This is a genomic window from Glaciihabitans sp. GrIS 2.15, from assembly GCF_035984695.1.
Lineage (GTDB): Bacteria > Actinomycetota > Actinomycetes > Actinomycetales > Microbacteriaceae > Lacisediminihabitans.
Genome location: NZ_JAXCHU010000002.1, coordinates 115,575 through 135,982 on the forward strand (window position 1 = coordinate 115,575; position 20,408 = coordinate 135,982).

The following is a 20,408-nucleotide window of genomic DNA, read 5'->3' on the forward strand; positions in this document are numbered from 1 at the left end:
CCGTGCGTTGGATCGCTGGGGGGACACCCGATTCTATTCGACCCGGTGCGAGCACCGACCCGACGGCGATCGGCGCACGGAAGTGGGCCGACCAGCGAGAAACCCGTTCGGGTGGCTCAGCGCGCGTCGGCGAGTGTACGAGTCGCGTCCGCCGGGGATCCGGTCGAGACGAGAGCGCTCTGGTCGAGCCCGATGAGGGCCAGGTTGCGCATCGCGGTTGTACCGGAATCGAAGTACCCGAGGTGGCCGACAGCGGCGGCGAGCGGTTTATTCGTAATCGGATCGGTCGCCGCCGCGACATCCATCCGGTGGGCGCCGAACGTTGTGGACCCGGGGTCACTTCCATAGAAGGCCGTGTTCACGATCGGGTCCCAGGCGGCCTCGCCGACGAAGACGTTGCCGTCCTTCACCCCGAGGGCCGAGGCCGACTGAGCTGCGGAACCCGGGGAGCCGATAATCGCGAGGGCATCGACCGTCATGCCACCTTTCGCGAGTTCCATCATCGCGGCCGTCGATCCATAGGAATGGGTCACGAGACTGACGAACGGCTGTGCACCGACCCGAGCGGCCCTGATGCCCTGGATCGCGTGCCCGAGAAAATTAGCGCCGATCTGAGCCCGGTCGAGCGAAGCGACATCGAGCACGCCTGGCGTCTGGTAACCGATCCAGGCCACGGTCGCTGCCGTCTTGCCGGAGAGCCCGGAATCCGTGGAAGACAGCGTCTTCAGCCACCCGGCCTGCTCCGTCTGCAGGTCTTGCGCGATGACCGTCCAGTCGTACATCTGGCCCTGAACGGTAAAGAACATGCCGGGGACGAGATAGCTCACGTAGTCCGCGGTCGCGAGGTCGCCGACCACCACTGCGGCCCGTACCTCGCCCGACGGGTCGAGAGTGAGCAGCTGTCGCTGTGGCTTGCCCGACTCCCGTTCCAGGGTCTTCGTCACCTGGGTCAGGATGTCGAGGTGATGGCGCTTCTCGACGAGTTTCGCCCGACCGATCCCCGACTCGATCGATATCTCGAGTTGCGACACCGAGCGTGAGAGCGTGAGGCGATTGGCTTTGTCGCGCACTGCGAATGGCACCCCATCGAGGTTACCGACCACTTCAGATGCCGACGACGCGAGGGTCTTCTGCCCGGAGCGTGGGAGGGAACCCCACCAGGTCGCAACGGAACTGGCCCGCGGGGGGCTGAGAAGCAGTCGGTGGATCTCAGCCCGGTTACCGGCGACAAATGGGGCCACTTCGGAACCGGACAAGACCGATAGTCGATCCAGGGTCTCATTGCCGCTGAGGTGCGGAATGAGGAAGGGATCGAGCCGTGCGGAGGAGGCCGTGGTGACATCCGAGGGGTGCGGGCTGGCGTTGGACAGGATGCCAGCACCGGAGCCAACGGGCGAGAACAGACCACCGAACAGGCCGCCGAACACTGACGGATACTGGGTCGACGGGTCGACAGTTTCGACGATCGCGGAGATTTGGCGGCTGATTTCATGAACGCCGAAGGCCTCTGCTACCCCACCGAACACGCCGGAGGGCGAGAGGACTGCTGCAACGTCAAACAGCAAAAGACTTGTATCCAATCGTTGGTTCCGGAGTTCGGGGGAACGCCATGAGCAACGGGAATTGAGAACTTCCCCAATAATAGCTGTGGAATGGCCCGCTGACCTAAGTTTTGTCGTCCGGCGCCAGAACGTCCCGCAGTGTTTGACGTCGAGACTAGCTCAGGGATCGGTCGCCGAGTCTCTCCGGGCCAAATTCGAGGAGGACGGCGAACTGTGCCGCATCGATGATGCGCACACCCAGTTCTTCAGCTTTTGTCAGCTTGGAACCCGCCCCCGGACCCGCTGCCACGAAGTCGGTCTTCTTTGAAACGCTCGACGCCGCCTTGCCTCCGGCGGCGATGATCGCTTCGAGCGCGCCTTCCCGCGTGAATCCCTCGAGGCTCCCCGTGGCAACAACGGTCACGCCGGACAGCGGTCCGCCCGCCGCGACTGCGGCACCGGGACCGGCGTGTCCGGGGGTACTCAGCCGCACCCCGGCCTTCGTCCAACGGTCGATGATCTCGACATGCCAGTCCACGGCAAACCAGTCGATCAGGGCATCGGCGATGATGCCGCCCACGCCGTCCACTGTCGCAAGTTGCTCGCGTGTCGCCGCCCGAATGGCCTCGACCGATCCGAAGTATGAGGCAAGCGCACGTGCCGCGACCGGACCAACGTGACGGATGCTGAGGGCCACGAGAATGCGCCAGAGATCTTTGGCTTTTGCGAGTTCTAGTTCGGACAACAGCTTGACTGCGGCAGAGGACGGTACCGACTCCGCGTCGCCCGCGAACTCCGGGGCGGTGGGATCGAAGACAGGATCGGCACCCTTTCCCGTTTTCTTGCGCTTCCTGCAGAACGGGGTTTCGGTGCGCTCTGAGCCGTCGGGATTGAGCTTGATGAGCCCCGTCTCATAGTCACGCACGCGAACGGTGATCGGGAAGATGTCGCGCAGGGTCAGCGAGAAGAGCCCTGCTTCGGTCGTCAGCGGCGGGTCAGCGGGAATATCGGGTTGGGTCAGCGCTGACGCACCCACCTCGCCGAGACCTTCGATGTCGAGCGCGCCGCGACTTCCGACATGCTCGACCCGCCCGCGCACCTGGGCAGGGCAGCTGCGCGCGTTTGGGCAGCGCAGATCCACGTCGCCCTCTTTCGCCGGGGAGAGCGGGGTGCCGCACTCTGGGCAGTTCGACGGCATCACGAACTCGCGCTCGGTGCCGTCGCGCAACTCGACGACCGGACCGAGCACCTCTGGGATCACGTCGCCGGCCTTGCGCAGCACGACCGTGTCACCGATCAACACGCCTTTGGCTTTCACGACATCCTGGTTGTGAAGGGTGGCCTGGCGCACCACAGAGCCGGCCACTCGCACCGGCTTCATCACCGCAAATGGGGTGACCCGGCCAGTGCGACCGACGCTCACGACGATGTCGAGCAGTTCCGTATTCACCTGCTCTGGCGGGTACTTGTAGGCGATTGCCCAGCGCGGGGCCCGGCTGGTGGCACCGAGCTCATCATGGAGTTCCAGCTCGTCGACCTTGATCACGATGCCGTCGATTTCGTGCTCGACGGGTTCTTCCACGGAACCACCGCGGTGCGACCCGTAATACGCGATGAATTCCGCCGCATCCGGTGCCGTCTTCTTCACCCGAAAATGAGTGCTCGTCGGCAGACCCCAGCTCTTCAGCAGCCCGTAAATTTCGGACTGCGAGGTGACCGGTGGATTCGGCCACGCACCGATGCCATGCACGAGCATGCTGAGTCGCCCGAGCCGCTTGTGCATGCGCTCAAGCTGGTTCGGCGACTTGCCCTCTGCCACCTGGCGCAGGCTCCCGGATGCCGCGTTGCGAGCATTCGCGAACACCCGGTCGCCCGCTGCCACCTGGTCGGCATTGAGTTGCTCGAAGATCTCCGACTCGAAAAAGACCTCCCCGCGCACCTCGACGATTGGCGGATGCCCGGTGCCCTCCAGTCGGTTCGGGATGCTCGGCACGAAGGCGATGTTTTCGGTGACATCTTCGCCGACCACCCCGTCACCCCGCGTCGCCGCCGTGCTGAGGATTCCGTTTTCATAGCGCAGGTTGATTGCGAGGCCGTCGATCTTGAGCTCACAGAGATAATCGACGCGGCGGGCAGAGTTGCGCTCGACCTTCGCGGCCCATTCGGCGAATTCCGTCAGCGAGAAGACGTTATCGAGGCTCAGCATCCGCTCTGCGTGGCGAACCGGCGCGAACAGGGTGGTCTCGGCGCGTCCCCCGACGGTCTGCGTGGGAGAGTCCTGGCTGAGCAACTCGGGGAACAGCCGCTCGAGCTCCTCGAGCCGACCCAGCATCCGATCGTATTCTTCGTCGGCCACGAGCACCTCGTTGCGCTCGTAATACGCATCACGCAGCTCCAGAATGCGGGTCGTGAGTTGCCCGGATGCCTCGCCAGCCTGCTCGAGGGTGAGGTCTTTTGCGCTGTCTCTGTTCTGGGTTGCCACAGCCTCAGCTTAGGTTCGTCTTCCGACAACCGGCCCCGGTTCGCAGCTTCGGACCGATCAGCGGGTGGGAGCCGGAACGGCCGACACGGTGCGGTCGATCGTGCATTGGCCGAGCACCCGGGTTCCAAGGTAGACCACGGCCGTCTGGCCGGGGGCGACGCCGTTGAGCGCAACGTTCGGACGGATGACAAGTTCGCCATTGCGAACGACGGCAACAGCGGGAACAGGATCGGCATGCGCCCGAATCTGCACGTGGCACTCGAATTCGCTGTACGGATCGGCTGGCGCACGGCCGGCCCAGCTGAACTGTGAGCCGGCAACCTCGGCGAGATCAAGCGCCTCTTTTGGCCCGACCACGACCGTGTTGCTCGACGGTCGCACCTCGAGCACGAACCGGGGGCGGCCATCCGGAGACGGCACGCCGAGGTGAAGACCCTTGCGCTGGCCGACGGTGAACGCCGCCGCTCCGTCGTGGCTGCCGACGACGGATCCGTCTCGCTCGAGGATGACTCCGGCTTCGGCTCCGACGCGGTCGGCGAGCCAGCCGCGGGTGTCGCCGTCGGGAATGAAGCAGATGTCGTGGCTGTCGGGCTTCGTCGCGACGCTGAATCCTCGCGCGGCGGCCTCTGCCCGCACTTCTGCCTTCGACGGCGTGGCCCCCAGCGGGAACATGCTGTGCGCGAGCTGCTCTGCGGTGAGCACCCCGAGCACATAGGACTGGTCTTTGGCCCAGGCCGCAGCCCGGTGCAGTTCGCGATTGCCGTCGTCGTCGGTGAGGATCGACGCGTAGTGTCCGGTGGCGACGGCGTCGAACCCGAGGTCGAGCGCCTTCTCGAGCAGGGCAGCAAACTTGATGCGCTCATTGCAGCGCATACACGGGTTGGGGGTGCGTCCGGCGGAGTACTCCGCGACGAAATCATCCACGACGTCGAGCGTGAAGCGCTCCGAGAAGTCCCAGACGTAGTACGGGATGCCGATGATGTTGGCCGCTCGTTGCGCATCCATCGAGTCTTCGATAGTGCAGCATCCCCTGGCTCCGGTGCGCAGTGTTCCCGGCATCCGACTGAGCGCCAAATGCACGCCGACGACTTCGTGCCCGGCCTCTACGGCGCGCGCAGCAGCTACCGCGGAATCCACCCCACCACTCATCGCCGCCAGCACCTTCATGAATTCCAGTCTAGGCGCGGTGACATGCGGGACGATTTACTCCCTCAACGTCCGGGCACAGAATGGACATCAGCCGGGTAGATCCGGGCTCACGAGCTGGAGCTGGATCACCGACTGGCCGGATACCCGCGGGTCCCCGCTCAACTGCAGAAGCCAGGAGATGTTCGGTTTGCGATTGCTCGAGAGCGTGACCAGATGAACGCCGGTCCCACTGTCGGAGGACTGCCGAATTCTCCATCCAGAGGCCTCGAGTTTCTGCACCATCGTCTTGGAGATCGCGACCGGATCGTTGTTCGGGTCAAGTGAGATGATCCGCAGCACGCCGTAGTACGAACCCGAGGAGGTTGTTGCGGCCACGAGCTTGTCCGTATTGTCCACGTGCACCACGATCGTCGCGGGCAACAGCGCCACAATCGCATTCGCAATCCGCACTGTCTCGGCCCCGGCCGCCTCACCGGTGAAATCGGTGGGAAAAACCGTCGTGAGGGCGGGATCGGCTGGCACGCTCTGTGTGGCCGACGGCCGAGGAGTCTCGGAGGCTGTGCAGCCACTCACCGTGAGAAGAGCAGCGAGCGAAGCGGCGGCGAGCGCCGACACTGTGACTCCTCGCCTCCGCGTTCCGACCCGCCTAGGCATCGACACTGCCGGGCCGGGCGGCGACATCCCGGTCATTGAGCCCGGCCCGGCTCGCTCGAGCTACCGCCTCGGGCAGCGCGCGGAGAAATGCATCGATGTCGGTCTCGGTCGTGGTGTGGCCGACAGTGATGCGAAGAGCCCCGCGCGCATCCGCCTCGCTGAGCCCCATTCCGAGGAGCACATGCGAGGCCTCCGGGATTCCGGCCCGACAGGCAGAGCCGGTGCTCACCGAGACTTTTGCGGCATCCAACAGGAAAAGCAGAGAGTCGCCCTCGCACCCGGGGAAAGTGAAGTGCGCATTGTTGTCGAGGCGGCCGCTTGCCTCGGGCTCTCCGCGCAGTACAGCCGACGGCACGGACTCCCGCACACCGGCGATCAGGCGGTCTCGAAGAGCCGCGAAAGACGAGACCGGATGCTGCGCAGCGACGCCGAACGAGATCGCGGCTGGCACATCCTGGGTACCTGACCGCACATCGCGCTGTTGCCCTCCCCCGTGGATCAGCGGCACGACGACGGCGGACCGGTCGAGAATGAGGGCACCGATGCCGAGTGGTCCGCCGATCTTGTGCGCCGAAACGGAGAGGGCAGCCAGGCCAGAGGCAGCGAAGTCGATTGGCAGGTGGCGATAAGCGGAGATCGCATCGCAGTGCACCGGCACGCCATAGCGGGACGCGAGCGCCACGGCTTCCGCGACCGGCTGCACGGTACCGACCTCATTATTGGCCCACAGCAGGGTCAGGAGCGCGACGTCGTCGTGCTCTTCCAGGGAGGCAGCGAGCGCATCCAGCCTCACACGACCGAGTGAATCGATCGGCAGCCAGTCGATGATCGCGCCTTCGTATCGCTCGAGCCACTCGACAGTGTCGATTGTTGCGTGGTGTTCACCGCGGGGCACAAGGATTCGGCGGCGGGACGGCTCGATGCGCCCGCCCGCGCTCGCGACTCGATCACCGGTCGGAAAGTTGCGTGCCCAGAACAGGCCCTTCACTGCGAGGTTGACCGCCTCTGTGCCGCCCGAGGTGAAGACGACTTCGATCGGTTCGCACCCGAGGGACTCGGCGACACGCTCGCGTGCCTCCTCGAGCATCCGCTTGGCGTTCTGGCCCTGGGAGTGAATTGATGAGGGATTGCCGACGATGTCGAGTGCAGCGATGTAGGCCGCAACCGCTTCGGGGAGCATCGGCGTCGTCGCGGCATGGTCGAGGTACACGGGCACGAACGTCACCTCCAGCTGCGCGCACGCCGTAACCCGCGCGACTCACGGAGTCCTACTCTAGAACTTATGCCTGTGACCGATCCGACCGTCGATCCGCTTCGGAACCTGGGCGTTCGCGCGACGCCAACAGGCGGCGCGCTACGCGTGTGGTCGGCCAGTGCCACCGCGATAGAACTTTGCATCTACGGCAGTAAAGACCCCAACTGGGTCGCCGAAAGCATCCCCCTTCAGAAGGATGACCACGACGTCTGGTCGGGTACCTCGCCCAATCTGGTGGCTGGCACCCGATATTCGTTACGAGCGAGCGGACCCACCGGCCCTACCCACACCTTCGACCCAAACCTGCACCTGATCGACCCGTACGCCCGCGGACTCGCGCGCACGTCATCGGGAGACTGGCGCTGCTATGTGCAGGATGACGCTTTCGACTGGGCCGGCGCCACGAAGCCCAACGTGCCTCTCGATCACACCGTGCTCTACGAGGCCCATGCCAAGGGCATCTCCAAGCTGAACCCGGCGGTGCCGGAGGAGCTCCGCGGCACCTACGCCGGGCTCGCCCACGACACAGCAATCGACTACCTCAAGGATCTCGGCGTCACCACGATCGAGCTGCTGCCGGTGCACCAGTTCGTGAGCGAGCAGCGTCTCATCTTGCAGGGCCTCAGCAATTACTGGGGCTACAACACACTCAACTTCTTCACTCCGCACGCGGCCTACGCCAGCCGGGAAGCCCAGTTCGGCGGCACCGGCGCGGTGCTCCGGGAGTTCAAGGGCATGGTCAAGCTGCTTCACGAGGCTGGGCTCGAAGTCGTACTCGATGTTGTGTACAACCACACCGCCGAAGAGAGCAAGACCGGCCCAACCACGTCGCTGCGCGGGCTCGACAATGCCTCGTACTATCGCCAAGACGCCGACGGTAACTACACCGACGTGACCGGATGCGGCAACACCGTGAACTTCGCACATCCCGCCGCCCAGCGGCTCGTGCTCGATTCGCTGCGCTACTGGGCTAACGAAGTGCAGATCGACGGATTCCGCTTCGATCTCGCCGCCACCCTCGGACGTGACGAGCACGGGGAATTCGACGCCAAGCACCCACTGCTCGAGGCAATCACCTCCGATCCGGAGCTGCAGGCCGTGAAGATGATCGCCGAACCCTGGGACATAGGAACAGGCGGCTGGCAGGTCGGCAACTTTCAGGGGCCATGGTCGGAGTGGAACGATGACTATCGTGACCGCTCACGCAACTTCTGGCTCACCGACATCGGAGCGGCACGCACGAACGGTGTCGCACCGATCGGCATCGGGCAACTCGCCTCCAAACTCTCCGGATCGGCGGGGGTCTTCTCCCAGGAGCGGGGACCGCTTGCCTCGGTGAACTTCGTGACTGCCCACGACGGTTTCACGCTCGCCGATCTCACTGCCTACAACCAGAAGCACAATCTCGGTAACGGCGAGAATAACCGCGATGGCACCGACAACAATCACTCTTTCAACTACGGCATCGAAGGCCCGACACACGACGCGACGATCCTGTCGGCACGCGAAAAAGCCATCCGCAATTTGCTGGGCACGCTGCTGCTCTCCGCCGGACTGCCGATGATCACGGCCGGCGACGAATTCGGTCGCAGCCAGAGGGGCAACAACAACGCGTACTGCCATGACAGTGACTTGACATGGCTGCCCTGGGAGCGTGAGGACTGGCAGGACGAGCTTCTTCTCATCTCGCAGAAGCTGCTGCGACTCCGACGGACCAACCCCGCACTTCGACCCATCCGCTTCGGCATCTTCGGCGAGACGGTGCCGTCGGCAACCCAGATGGACTGGTTCAACAAGGACGGTCTTTCCATGTCGATCGAGGACTGGGATTCGCCCAACGAACGCACGCTCCAGTACCTCGCGGCATCCACGCCAGAGTTCGAAGAGTTCAACCGCATCCTGCTCATCGTGCACGGGCTCGAGGCGGTTGAGACCGTGCGTCTGCCCGAGCATGAGGGAGTGGCATCCTACGAACTGCTGTGGAACAGCGCGGATGACCACGCCGCGGTGAACACTCACACCCCCGGTTCGAAGTTGATCCTCGCGCCCGCCTCGATGCAGCTGTTCCTCGCGCACCCGTCATGACCACCGTGCCGGTCTCTGTCACCCTGAATCCGTAGGGTTCTCACCGACGTGCTCGGCGCCAAGAATGCCGTGGTGGCCAATCCCCTGCTCGCGGAACGACGAACGTGCCAGCGTCTCTGCGGCGACCACTCGACAGTCACGGTGCGCTTCCCGGATCAGTCGCCGCTAGCGCCGTCGCTCGTCGCTCGTCGCTCGTCGCCGGAGCCTATTCAGCCCGCTCGCCCACCGTGCGCTTCTTCTTCCGCGAACTCGCCACGGAGCTCGCGATCATATAGCCAGCATAGATAAACAGCACGACGGCGATGCCAGGCACGAGGAAACTGCGACCCTGCCCGCCAACCAGATTATTGAGGTATCCCAGCCACGGAATGCTGTACCAGAGCGTTCCCCTGATCTGCGCCTTCTGCACGGGGCCAGCATCGGGGAGATCATTGTTGTCGCCCTTCGTGGTGAAGGTGGTTCGCCCTGTGGTGTCGACCGAGCGCGACACGACGCGATGGCTCACGACCGCTGGCTGGCCCGATTTGATCTGGTAAGTGACTACATCGCCGATCTTGATGTCATCAATAGCCGTTGGTCGGATAACAATGAGAGTGCCGGGCGGAAGCCTTGGCTCCATCGATTGGGTGAGCACGGTGAGAGCGGTTCCTCCGGTCAGAGCCGGAATCACAATGACGAGGGCGCCCAACCCCAAAACGAGCACCAGCAGCGCTCCACTCACCGCGAGGCCGATGTAGTGCAGGAGACCCTTCTCGGCCGGGGTGGCCTTATGGGCCATGTCCCGCCCAACATCCGGATCACCCAGTGATGCGGTCATTCAGCATGCCGACGACGTCGAGCGGCAAGGTGGGCAAAAAGTGCCACTCCGGTCAAAACACTCGTGATCATGATTGCAGGATAAAGCAATCCGGCTCCGCTGAACTCGAGGGATCCGTCTGATTCCGCGTTGCTCTGCGCCGCGCTGAGGAGAGGAACATCCGTTCCGCTTTCGGGGCAGGGTGACGCGGCAGCCTGGCCGAGAGAACTCATGCTCGCGAGGAGGCTGATCGCGGCCGACTCTCCCTGCGCCTCCGCGGCCCGAAGGTCGGCGATGGCGAGCGTGACAACGATCGATGTCGACTTGCCGGCGCCGACGACCTCTTCGGGGAGCAGCTGCGTGCAGCTGCCGTCTGCGGCAGACGGTGGGAAACCATTTGCATCCCGGGAAATTGCCGTAAGAGAAATCGCCTGGCTGAGCAGCGAACTCGTCCCGCCGGTTTCACTCCTACTGAGGCGCAGCATGGCAGGAGACGACGACGTGTTCTCGATCCAGAGTGTTCGGCTGAGGCTGTCACCCGGCACGACTCTTCCTGCCCCGGAGAACAGCCCGGACGGGAGGCTCGTCGACCAATTCGAACCGTCGAGACTCACGAGAATGTCACCGCTTGCCGTTCGGTTCGCGCTGCGCTCTGGCATGCTCGCCAGCACCAGCACCAGCACCAGCACCAGCACCGAGCACGCAAGCGCGATCGGAATGGCAACGAGGATTAAGCGGGGTCGATGCGCGAGTGGGTTTCTCATGACGGTTATGGGCAAAAAATCTTGTTGCCTTGTTGACCGAGCGTGATCGACACGCCAGGAGACGTTGAACCATAAAGGTCCTCTTTCGCTTGAACAAAGAGAGTTCCCGGCGTGCTGTTCACGTCCTTCGATCCGATAGAGACGGTCGTTTGACCTCCGGGCTGGGCCTGAATCAATGTGCCCGCAGTATCGACCACCTGGTACGACACATTTCCCGTACTGCCGTAGCCGACGGGAGCGGTCCAGCTGAGGGTCACTGTCTTGTCGCTTTTACCTGGAGAGCAGGTGAGCGACGTCGGGTTGGCCATTCGGTACACCGTCTGGGTGAAAGTCGCATCAGGTGCGCTGGCCGTCCAGGTACTCGTGCCCACCGTGCCCGTGATCGTGAACGTCGGGGTGACGGTGAGCCCTTGGGAGCCAACGATTGTGGTGTTCAGCGCAGTGGACACACAGAGGGTAAAACTCGCACCGGGAGCAGCGGAAAGTGCGCCGCTCGGCAACGCCGGCGGGGAGGCGAGGGTACCGGTTGTGGCACCAGCACCAGTGCTCAGGCAGGTTCCGGTACTGGTCCACAAGGTCAGGGTCAGCGAGCCTGCGAGAGTGTTGCCCGCGATTCCGCTGATCGAGAGTGTGTAGCCGAGCGGTGCGGTCCCGGTGTTCTTGATCACCAGGGTGCGCACGATCGTCGGAGAGTGGCTCGCATCCCCGGCAAACGCATACTGGGTATCGAGAGCGTTGGCGCCCCCGACCGTGAGAGAAGTAGTTGCCGCCGTGACGGATCCAGTAACGGAGGCCGCCGAGGTCCACACCGCGGCAGCGACCCCGCTTCCGGCAAGCACAAGGAACACGGAGAGTCCGGCGATGACGGCGAGCCGGGTGCGCATGGTCTGGAAGCTGAAAGACCTCATGGCTGGGTCCCGCCGACGGTCAGAGTGAAGGACGGTGCGGATTGGCCCTGAGCCACGGCCGGTGCGTTAGACGCGAGGGAGGTGGATACGCACAGGGTTGCCGAGGCGCCCGCGCTGAGGGTGGTACCGAGTGACCCGGCGGTCGGCGCGGTCGCGACCCGCGACCAGGGATAGGACGAGAGTGCGGGGCAATCAGCCACGGTGGCGCTGGCGCTGGGAGCGACCGCGACACTGACAGTGAGGTTCTGTGTGAAACCGTTCGAGGTGACGCCGGTGAGCGACTGCAGATTCAGCTGGAGAGGTACGTCGCCCGAGTTGGTTACCTCGAATGCGCCGTAGGTCGTGAGTCCCGGATAGAGAAGAGTCGACGACATCGTGAGCGCGCGGGAAATGACCAGGGTCGCGGCCCCCGCCTTCACGGTTCCACCGCCGATCTTCACGCTCGAATTCCAGAGGGCGTAGGTGCCACCGGTTGCGACCACACCGACGAATAGCGCGACACTGACTGCGGCGAGGGCCTTGAGGATTGACCGAATTGAGAACATGCGCTGAATGGCACCTCGCTCTGCACTCACGGTAACCACCGCCTCTCGTCGATATTCGATGAATAGATTGATACGTTCTCGCAGCCATCGTTGGGTACCCGCCCACCGGGCGGGCACCCAACGATCTCGATGCTGCTTGCTGCTAGGAGTTCTGTACCAGGGAGATCGCCATACCTGAAAGGTCGACGGAGCCGAGCATCGATGTGTTCTCTGTGCTGGCAGTGCCGCTCGAGAACGTGATGGTTGCGGTCACTGTCGCGTTCACGATCGCGTTGTTCGTGCCGGTCGGTCCTCCATTGATCACGTAGCTCGGCGCTGTGCCGGTGATGCCGGTGCCGGACATGGCGACGATGGTGTTGAGCGTTAGAAAGCCCGCCAACGCGGTATTGGCGGCAGAGCCCGGCGCGGAGGCCGCGATCGCTCCGGGAGCAAGTGCCAGCGTCGCGACGAGGTTGGTGCCCGACACGGTAATCGGGACGGTAGTCGTGTAGGTGAGCTTGTCGCCCGGAGATGCCTTGTAGCTGGCGAGCGTGGTCGCGGCGGAAGACCCGTATACGGTGCCGCTGCCCGCAGTGAGGTGGGTGACGGACCAGGTTCCGGCGGCCGGGGTGCCGACGAGGAGACTGCCGGCGACGATAGTTCCGCCGCTGATCGGCGCCGTCGCGTTCCACGTGGCGAAGGTTCCCGCGCCGCCGAGAAGAAGTGCGACTCCAGCGGCTCCGGCGATTGTCGCCTTGGTGAGCTTGTTCATGATGTGTCCTTCCGTGACATCTGCGATGCCAAGTGGGTGCAGCCTGCCGATCGGCGTGCTGTCTGTGCAGCGTGAACCTCGCAAACACACGAAATTCTGGGTGGTGATTGACTCCGAATGGATTTCTCGTCCGGCAATCGTGTCCTCCGCGATTGCGCATCTCGGCAATCTCTGGCGAACACCTTCCCCGCATAAAACAATATGAAGGACAGACGGCATTGTCTATCCTCTAAATGCCCCCAGTGCAGGGCACACCGATATACCGCTACAGGGGTGTTTTTCGAAGTATATTCCCAGTTTTTCAACTAAATCAGCTGCCAAATAGCTATTTTGATTTGGATTCCGTATCCAAGCAGTTGTCAATTACTGAAATTGGGGTACAGCTAAATTCCATCTATGTACCCCGGTCTCCGGCACAAAAAAAGGCCCGCCGCGCTGAAACGCGCGACGGGCCCGAAGGAAAGTTCGGTCAGCTGGCGACCGCAATCAACCCCAGTTCGGCGGGGCTCGCCAGCAGCGCATGCCGTGGGACGACCCGAACGTTGTAGCCGAAGCTACCGGCCCGCGATAGCGTCACGGCGCCGGTGAACTGGGCCGGATCACCACCAGTGGGCGACGGTAGCAGCTCGACGCTCTGCGGGTTCTCGAGACGATCGTTTTCGCGGGCACGCCCGTACACTACCTCCACCGAGACATCCGCCGGAGTCAGCTCGGCCAGGTTGACGTGCGCCCGCACGTGCAATTCGTCCCCCACCTGCGGCACGGCATCCACTCCTCCGGACTCGACGTGGGCGACCGACACATGCGGCCAGGCCGCGGTCACCCGGGACTTCCAGGCCGAAAGGGCTCGCGCCGGCGCATACCCATCGGCCGAGATCGTGCGGTGGGCGGCGGCGGATGGCACGTATAGCCGCTCAACGTATTCACGAACCATGCGGTCGGCGGAGAGCTCGAACGACAGGGTGGACAGCGTGTGACGGATCGACTCCACCCAGCGCGTCGGCACCCCGTCTGTGCCACGATCGTAAAAACGCGGAGCGATCTGGTGTTCGATGAGGTCGTACATGGACTCGGCCTCGAGCTTGTCCCGTTCGGCAGAGTCCCCGGCAGAATCTGCGCTGGGGATCGCCCAGCCGTTCTCCTCGTCGTGGAATTCGGCCCACCATCCGTCGAGGATGGAGAGGTTGAGCGAGCCGTTGAGCGCCGCCTTCATGCCGGATGTCCCGCAGGCCTCCAAAGGGCGCAGCGGATTGTTGAGCCAGACATCCGTTCCCGGGTAGAGCAGTTGCGCCATGGCGATGTCGTAGTTGGGCAAAAAGACCATGTGCTTGCGGATCTCCGGCTCCTGCGAGAACTCCACAAGCTGTTGGATGAGGCGCTTGCCCTCGTCGTCGGCCGGATGCGACTTGCCCGCGATCACGATCTGCACCGGGTGCTCCGCGGAGAGCAGAAGCGATCGGAGACGCTCGGGATCGTGCAGCATGAGCGTGAGCCGCTTGTAGGTGGGCACGCGGCGGGCGAACCCGATGGTGAGCACGTTGGGATCGAGCAGGTGGGAGAACCACGCGGGGTCGCGGACACCGGGGTTCTGCTCGGCCCAGGCATCGGAGACGCGGGCGCGGGCATCGGTAACGAGCTGCTGGCGCATGCCGTTTCGCACGTTCCAGAGATCGGCGTCGCTCACCGCGGCGGAGGCCCAGTCCGCCGTCGTGGTGTTCGATGTGCCGAGGCGGTCGGCGGCGAGTGCCACAAGCGAGGGATCGGTCCAGGTGGGAGCGTGCACTCCATTGGTCACCGACGTGATCGGCACGTCGTCGGCGTCGAAACCGGGCCACAGTGCCCCGAACATCCCTCGGCTCACCTCGCCATGAAGCTGCGAGACACCATTGGCACGCTGGCCGAGACGCAGACCCATCACCGCCATGTTGAAGGTGTTGGCGGTGCCGCCCTCGTAGTCCTCGGCACCGAGCGCCAACACATCGTCGACTTCGACGCCCGGCAGCAGGTCGGTGGAGAAGTACTGCTGCACGAGAGAGGAGTCGAATCGGTCGATGCCGGCCGGCACGGGAGTGTGGGTAGTAAAGACGGTGCCAGCGCGCACAACCTGAAGTGCCTCGTCGAACGACAGGCCCTCACCGATCAGGTCGCTGATGCGCTCGAGGCCAAGAAAGCCAGCGTGTCCCTCGTTCGTATGGAAAAGCTCAGGCGCATCGGCGTCGGTCAGCTCGGTGAGAAGTTTAATCGCACGCACCCCACCGATGCCGAGAAGCATCTCCTGCAGCAGGCGATGCTCTCCGCCACCGCCGTAGAGGCGGTCAGTGACCGAACGAAGCGAGTCCTCATTCTCGGGGATGTCGGTGTCGAGCAGTAGAAGGCGGATGCGACCAACCGCGACCTGCCAGACGCGGGCGTAGAGTGCGCGAGCACCCGGCAGAGCAAGCGTGACCTGCGCAGCGGTGCCATCCGGATGACGCAGAACGGACAGCGGCAGCCCGTCGGGGTCGAGCACAGGATACGACTCCTGCTGCCAGCCGTCCGGGGAGATGGACTGCGCAAAATATCCCGAACGGTAGAAGAGGCCTACACCGATGATCGGCACGCCGAGGTCCGACGCGCTCTTCAAGTGGTCACCGGCGAGGATGCCGAGCCCGCCGGAGTACTGCGGAAGCGCCGCCGCGATGCCGAACTCCGGAGAGAAGTAACCGATCGCCTTTGGCGCGTCATCCGTCACCGTTTGCTGGTACCACCGCGGCTCAGTGAGGTAGGTATGCAGATCCTGTGACAGGGCTGCAGCTCGCGCGACGAACTCCTGGTCAGCGGCAAGCACCGCCAGGCGTGACGGCTCGATCTCACCGAGCAGGCCGATGGGATCATGCCCGCTGGATTCCCACAACTCCGGCGAGAGGTCCTCGAACAGTCGGCGGGTCGGCAGATGCCAGGACCAGCGGAGATTGGTGGCCAGTTCTTCCAATGGCGCGAGCGCATCAGGCAGAACGGTGCGGACAGTAAAACGACGGATAGCCTTCACGATTACACCCTACGGGCAGAAAGTTGTCGTTCGTGCCCGAGGCGACATCCGTTCCCGGCTAAACATAAGCAGCGGTTCGGGAGTCAAGGGGCAGAGAAACTTTTGCTGAGCCGCTACGGTCGAAGAGTGACGAATGTCTTCGAACCAAAGATGGGCCGCATCCCGATACGGCATCTTGCCCCCCAGCAGCCCGAGAACAACTGGCCGGCAAAAGCCTTCGTGGGGGAAGTCGTGCCGTTCCAGGCGACGGTCTTCACAGAGGGTCACGACCTTCTTGGAGTCGATCTTCTCCTCAGCACGCCAGAAGGCCTGCAGTCGAAGTATCGGATGCACGAAGTCGGGGTGGGGCTCGATCGGTGGGAGGTTGACGTGCTCCTCGACGTGCAGGGCACCTGGCTGTACAGCATCCAGGCCTGGACCGACGATTGGGCAACCTGGCTGCACAACGCCGAGATTAAGATTCCGGCGGGAATCGACGTCAAAGTCATGCTCCTGATCGGGACGGAGCTTCTTGCCCGGGCCGTGAAATCGGATCCGTCGAACAAGGTATTGACCGATGCCGCGAAGGTGATGACCACCAGAAGCCTCGCGCCGGCGACGCGATTTGCTGTCGCCCTCGACCCTCGCGTCACCGAAGAATTGGAAAAGAGGCCACTGGCGAGCCGCAACACTCTGAGCCTCCCCCTCGAGGTGCGCGTCGAGCGGGTACGGGCAGGGGCTGGCAGTTGGTACGAGTTCTTCCCGCGGTCGGAGGGCGCGAAAAAGGGCAAGGATGGCGCCTGGACGAGCGGCACTTTTCGCACGGCCGCACGCCGTCTCCCCTCCGTTGCTGGCATGGGCTTTGACGTGATCTACCTCCCACCGATCCACCCGATCGGCGTCAGCTTTCGGAAGGGTCCGAACAACACGCTGAATCCGGGACCCAACGATCCGGGATCTCCGTGGGCCATCGGATCGAAAGACGGCGGGCATGACGCCATTCACCCGGATCTCGGCACGGTCGAGGACTTCGAGGCGTTCGTCGATACCGCGAAGAAGAACGGCCTCGAGGTCGCTCTCGACCTCGCGCTGCAATGTTCGCCCGACCACCCCTGGGTGATCGAGCACCCCGAGTGGTTCACCACGCTTCCCGATGGGTCGGTCGCCTACGCGGAAAATCCGCCGAAGAAGTACCAGGACATCTATCCCATCAACTTCGACAACGATCCGGTCGGCATTCGTGCCGAGGTGCTTCGCATCGTCAGGTACTGGATCGGCCTCGGCGTCACGATCTTCCGGGTGGACAACCCGCACACCAAGCCGTTGCAGTTCTGGGAGTGGATGCTCCACCAGGTGAACTCGGAATTCCCTGACGTCGTCTTCCTTGCGGAGGCGTTCACGCGGCCAGCGATGATGTACTCCCTCGGCCAGGTGGGCTTCCAGCAGTCCTACACCTACTTCACCTGGCGAAACACCAAGACCGAGCTCGAGGAATTCTTTACCGAGATCTCCCACGAACATTCGCCCTACTTTCGGCCGAATCTGTTCGTCAACACCCCGGACATCCTCACCGAGTTCCTGCAATTCGGGGGGCCTGCGGCCTATAAGATCCGGGCGGCTCTCGCCGCGACAGCGTCGCCGAGTTGGGGCGTCTACGCCGGCTTCGAGCTCTACGAGAATGTCGCCCGGGCCGGTTCCGAAGAGAACATCGACAACGAGAAATACGAATACAAGTGCCGCGACTTCGGCGCCGCCGAGGCGGCCGGACGTTCGCTCGCGCCGTACATCACCCAGTTGAACAAGATCCGGGCGGAGCATCCTGCTCTGCGCCAGTTACGTAATCTCGACATCCACTGGTGCGATGACGACTCGATATTGGTCTATAGCAAGTACCTCGACGGCTCATTCACCCGCTCCGGACGCGGTGACGCGATCATCGTTGTAGCCAACCTCGATCCGCATTCGGCTCGCGAGTCGACGGTCTATCTCGACCCCACCCGGTTCGGCGTCGATCCTGACGAGCCGTTCGAGGTGACCGACCTCATCACCCGGCAGAAATTCACCTGGGGCCAGCAGAACTTCGTGCGGCTCGACGCCTTCGTTGAGCCCGTCCACATCCTGCGTGTCGAACTCCCGAGAGGAAAATAATGGCGAAGGACCCGTCCATTCCCCCCAAGAGGGTTCCCGCCGGGAAGAAGCCGGCGGCGAAGAAGCCAGCCGCCACCCAGACGGCAGCCAGCGTCGCCACTCCCGTGCTGCCGTCACTGCACCCCGACCACGTCACGGCGCTCGTGGAGGGCCGTCATCCCCAGCCGCACGCGACCCTGGGGCAGCACGCTCTGAGGGGCGGGTTCGTAATCCGTGTCATCCGCCCCCTCGCCGATTCGGTGACGGCAATTCGCGCCGATGGCGCCCGCGTGCCGCTCAGCCACCTGGCCGATGGCCTGTGGCAGGGATTCTCGGCCGGCGTCGGCCAGGCCTACCGGGTCGAGACCACCTACTCCAACGGACCGGACTGGGTGGCGGATGATCCCTACCGGTTCGTCTCCTCGGTGGGAGAGCTTGATCTCTACCTGTGGGGCCAGGGGCGGCACGAGCAGCTATGGCAGGTGTTCGGGTCACACTTCCGGCCGCACGAAGGCGTCATAGGCACGAGTTTCTCGGTCTGGGCTCCGCATGCGAAGGCCGCACGGGTGCTCGGAGATTTCAACGGCTGGTACGGGCAAAGGCATGCCATGCGCCGCCTCGACGACAACGGGGTGTGGGAGCTCTTCGTGCCCGGCCTCACCCCCGGCACCTCCTATAAGTTCGAGCTCCTCACCGCCGACGGACGCTGGGTGCAGCGTGCCGATCCGATGGCCCGCTACACCGAGATCCCGCCGGCCACCGCGTCAAAAGTGGGCCAAACACTCTATGAGTGGGGCGATGCTGACTGGATGCGTCGCCGCGCGGAACGCGACCCGCACAACTCCCCGATGAGCGTCTACGAGCTGCACGTCGGTTCGTGGCGTCCGGGGCTCGACTACCGTTCGCTGGCCGATGAACTTATTGCCTACCTCCAGGAGACCGCGTTTACCCACGTGGAGTTCATGCCGCTCGCCGAGCATCCGTTCGGTGGGTCATGGGGCTACCAGGTGACCGGCTACTACGCGCCGACCAGCCGGTTCGGGCATCCGGACGACCTCCGGTATCTGATCGATCGCCTCCACCAGGCCGACATCGGCGTGATTATGGACTGGGTTCCCGCACACTTTCCAAAGGACGAGTGGGCCCTGGCCAACTTCGACGGGCAGCCGCTGTATGAGCACTCCGACCCGCGGCGGGGTGAGCAGCGCGACTGGGGCACCCTGGTGTTCAACTTCGGCGACTCGCAGGTGCGCAACTTCCTCGTCGCGAACGCGAGCTACTGGCTCGAGGACTTCCACATCGACGGACTCCGGGTCGACGCGGTGGCATCCATGCTCTACCTTGACTACTCGCGGGAAGCGGATGACTGGCTGCCGAATGTGAACGGCGGTCGGGAGAACCTCGAGGCCATCAGCTTTCTGCAGGAGGTGAATGCCACCGCCTACAAGCGCAACCCCGGCATCGTGATGATCGCCGAGGAGTCGACCGCCTGGCCGGGCGTCACCAAGCCGACGGGTGGATCCGGCCTCGGTTTCGGCCTGAAGTGGAACATGGGCTGGATGCACGACAGCCTCTCGTACATGGAACAGGACCCCATGTACCGCTCGTACCACCACAATGAGATCACCTTCAGCATGATCTACGCGTTCACCGAGAGCTTCCTGCTTCCGATCAGTCACGATGAGGTCGTGCACGGCAAAGGGTCACTGCTGCACAAGATGCCCGGCGACCAATGGCAGAAGCTCGCGAACCTGCGCGCCTATCTCGCGTTCATGTGGTCACATCCCGGTAAACAGCTTTTGTTCATGGGCTCGGAGTTCGGCCAGCCCTCAGAGTGGAGTGAAGAGCGTGGGCTCGACTGGTGGATTCTCGACCAGCCAGTTCATCGCGGGCTACTGACGATGGTGAGCCAGATGAACCGGGTGTACCGCGACCAGCCGTCACTATGGTCGCGCGATAACGACCCGGGCGGGTTCGAGTGGATCGATGCCGGTGACGCCGAACACAACGTCGTGTCGTTTCTTCGCTGGGATAACCACGGCAATCCCATCGCGGTGCTGATGAACTTCGGCGGCAATCCGGTGGGACCGTACCGGGTCGGGCTTCCATTCGCTGGCACCTGGGACGAGATCCTGAACACCGATGCCTTCGAGTACGGCGGCTCGGGAGTCGGAAACTTCGGCGCGGTCGAAGCGACCGACACTCCGTGGGCTGGCCGCCCGGCCTCGGCGGAGGTCACACTGCCGCCGCTCGCGGGCCTCTGGCTCAAGCTGAGGCGGTAGCCGCCCGTCGGCACTCTCAAAACGCAGGACATTCGCCACGAAATGCACCCATCGGCCACGAA

The 20,408-nt window shown here is 63.8% G+C and carries 14 protein-coding genes; 3 read left to right on the forward strand and 11 right to left on the reverse strand.

Translation table 11 applies throughout. The annotated features are described in order from the left end of the window. Positions 1-116: 116 nt before the first annotated feature. The 5 genes from RCH11_RS02950 to RCH11_RS02970 all read right to left on the reverse strand — a co-directional run bounded on the left by RCH11_RS02950 (position 117) and on the right by RCH11_RS02970 (position 7,042). Positions 117-1,565, reverse strand: coding sequence for an alpha/beta hydrolase (locus tag RCH11_RS02950; RefSeq protein WP_327055504.1), 1,449 nt, complete (start codon positions 1,563-1,565; stop codon positions 117-119). A 151-nt stretch (positions 1,566-1,716) separates the two neighbouring features. Then, the gene (gene ligA, locus RCH11_RS02955) at positions 1,717-4,023 is read right to left on the reverse strand and encodes an NAD-dependent DNA ligase LigA (protein ID WP_327055505.1); all 2,307 of its coding nucleotides are present in this window, start codon (positions 4,021-4,023) and stop codon (positions 1,717-1,719) included. Positions 4,024-4,080: 57 nt separating this feature from the next. Further along, positions 4,081-5,190 (reverse strand): tRNA 2-thiouridine(34) synthase MnmA, encoded by a 1,110-nt coding sequence (gene mnmA / locus RCH11_RS02960; RefSeq protein WP_327055506.1) that lies wholly within the window; start codon positions 5,188-5,190, stop codon positions 4,081-4,083. Positions 5,191-5,259: 69 nt separating this feature from the next. Continuing rightward, the gene (locus RCH11_RS02965; protein ID WP_327055507.1) at positions 5,260-5,787 is read right to left on the reverse strand and encodes a hypothetical protein; all 528 of its coding nucleotides are present in this window, start codon (positions 5,785-5,787) and stop codon (positions 5,260-5,262) included. Between the two features lie 31 nt (positions 5,788-5,818). Next, positions 5,819-7,042 (reverse strand): cysteine desulfurase family protein, encoded by a 1,224-nt coding sequence (locus tag RCH11_RS02970; protein ID WP_327055508.1) that lies wholly within the window; start codon positions 7,040-7,042, stop codon positions 5,819-5,821. A gap of 66 nt (positions 7,043-7,108) precedes the next feature. Between RCH11_RS02970 and glgX the strand changes: the two genes are divergently transcribed. After that, positions 7,109-9,166 (forward strand): glycogen debranching protein GlgX, encoded by a 2,058-nt coding sequence (gene glgX, locus RCH11_RS02975; RefSeq protein WP_442788992.1) that lies wholly within the window; start codon positions 7,109-7,111, stop codon positions 9,164-9,166. Positions 9,167-9,371: 205 nt separating this feature from the next. On the opposite strand, the gene RCH11_RS02980 is transcribed toward glgX, so the two are convergent. From RCH11_RS02980 to glgP, 6 genes are all read right to left on the reverse strand, one after another. Next, complete coding sequence (locus tag RCH11_RS02980) at positions 9,372-9,983, reverse strand: signal peptidase I (RefSeq protein WP_327055510.1); 612 nt, start codon at positions 9,981-9,983, stop codon at positions 9,372-9,374. Next, the gene (locus RCH11_RS02985) at positions 9,980-10,726 is read right to left on the reverse strand and encodes a hypothetical protein (RefSeq protein WP_327055511.1); all 747 of its coding nucleotides are present in this window, start codon (positions 10,724-10,726) and stop codon (positions 9,980-9,982) included. Before RCH11_RS02985 ends, RCH11_RS02980 begins: the two co-directional genes overlap by 4 nt. Before the next feature lie 5 nt (positions 10,727-10,731). Further along, a complete protein-coding gene (locus RCH11_RS02990; RefSeq protein WP_327055512.1) occupies positions 10,732-11,634 on the reverse strand; it encodes a hypothetical protein in 903 nt (300 codons plus the stop codon). Then, on the reverse strand, positions 11,631-12,179 hold the full coding sequence (locus RCH11_RS02995) for a SipW-dependent-type signal peptide-containing protein (protein WP_327055513.1): 549 nt from the start codon (positions 12,177-12,179) through the stop codon (positions 11,631-11,633). The genes RCH11_RS02990 and RCH11_RS02995 overlap by 4 nt, the downstream gene beginning before the upstream one ends. A gap of 142 nt (positions 12,180-12,321) precedes the next feature. Then, positions 12,322-12,930 carry an alternate-type signal peptide domain-containing protein gene (locus tag RCH11_RS03000; RefSeq protein ID WP_327055514.1) on the reverse strand — a complete coding sequence of 203 codons (609 nt, stop codon included), beginning with the start codon at positions 12,928-12,930 and terminating at the stop codon, positions 12,322-12,324. Between the two features lie 469 nt (positions 12,931-13,399). Further along, positions 13,400-15,958 (reverse strand): alpha-glucan family phosphorylase, encoded by a 2,559-nt coding sequence (glgP, locus tag RCH11_RS03005; protein ID WP_327055515.1) that lies wholly within the window; start codon positions 15,956-15,958, stop codon positions 13,400-13,402. Between the two features lie 150 nt (positions 15,959-16,108). Between glgP and RCH11_RS03010 the strand changes: the two genes are divergently transcribed. Beyond that, complete coding sequence (locus RCH11_RS03010; protein ID WP_327055803.1) at positions 16,109-18,085, forward strand: alpha-1,4-glucan--maltose-1-phosphate maltosyltransferase; 1,977 nt, start codon at positions 16,109-16,111, stop codon at positions 18,083-18,085. Then, the gene (gene glgB / locus RCH11_RS03015; RefSeq protein ID WP_327055516.1) at positions 18,085-20,346 is read left to right on the forward strand and encodes a 1,4-alpha-glucan branching protein GlgB; all 2,262 of its coding nucleotides are present in this window, start codon (positions 18,085-18,087) and stop codon (positions 20,344-20,346) included. The genes RCH11_RS03010 and glgB overlap by 1 nt, the downstream gene beginning before the upstream one ends. The last annotated feature ends 62 nt before the right edge of the window (positions 20,347-20,408 follow it).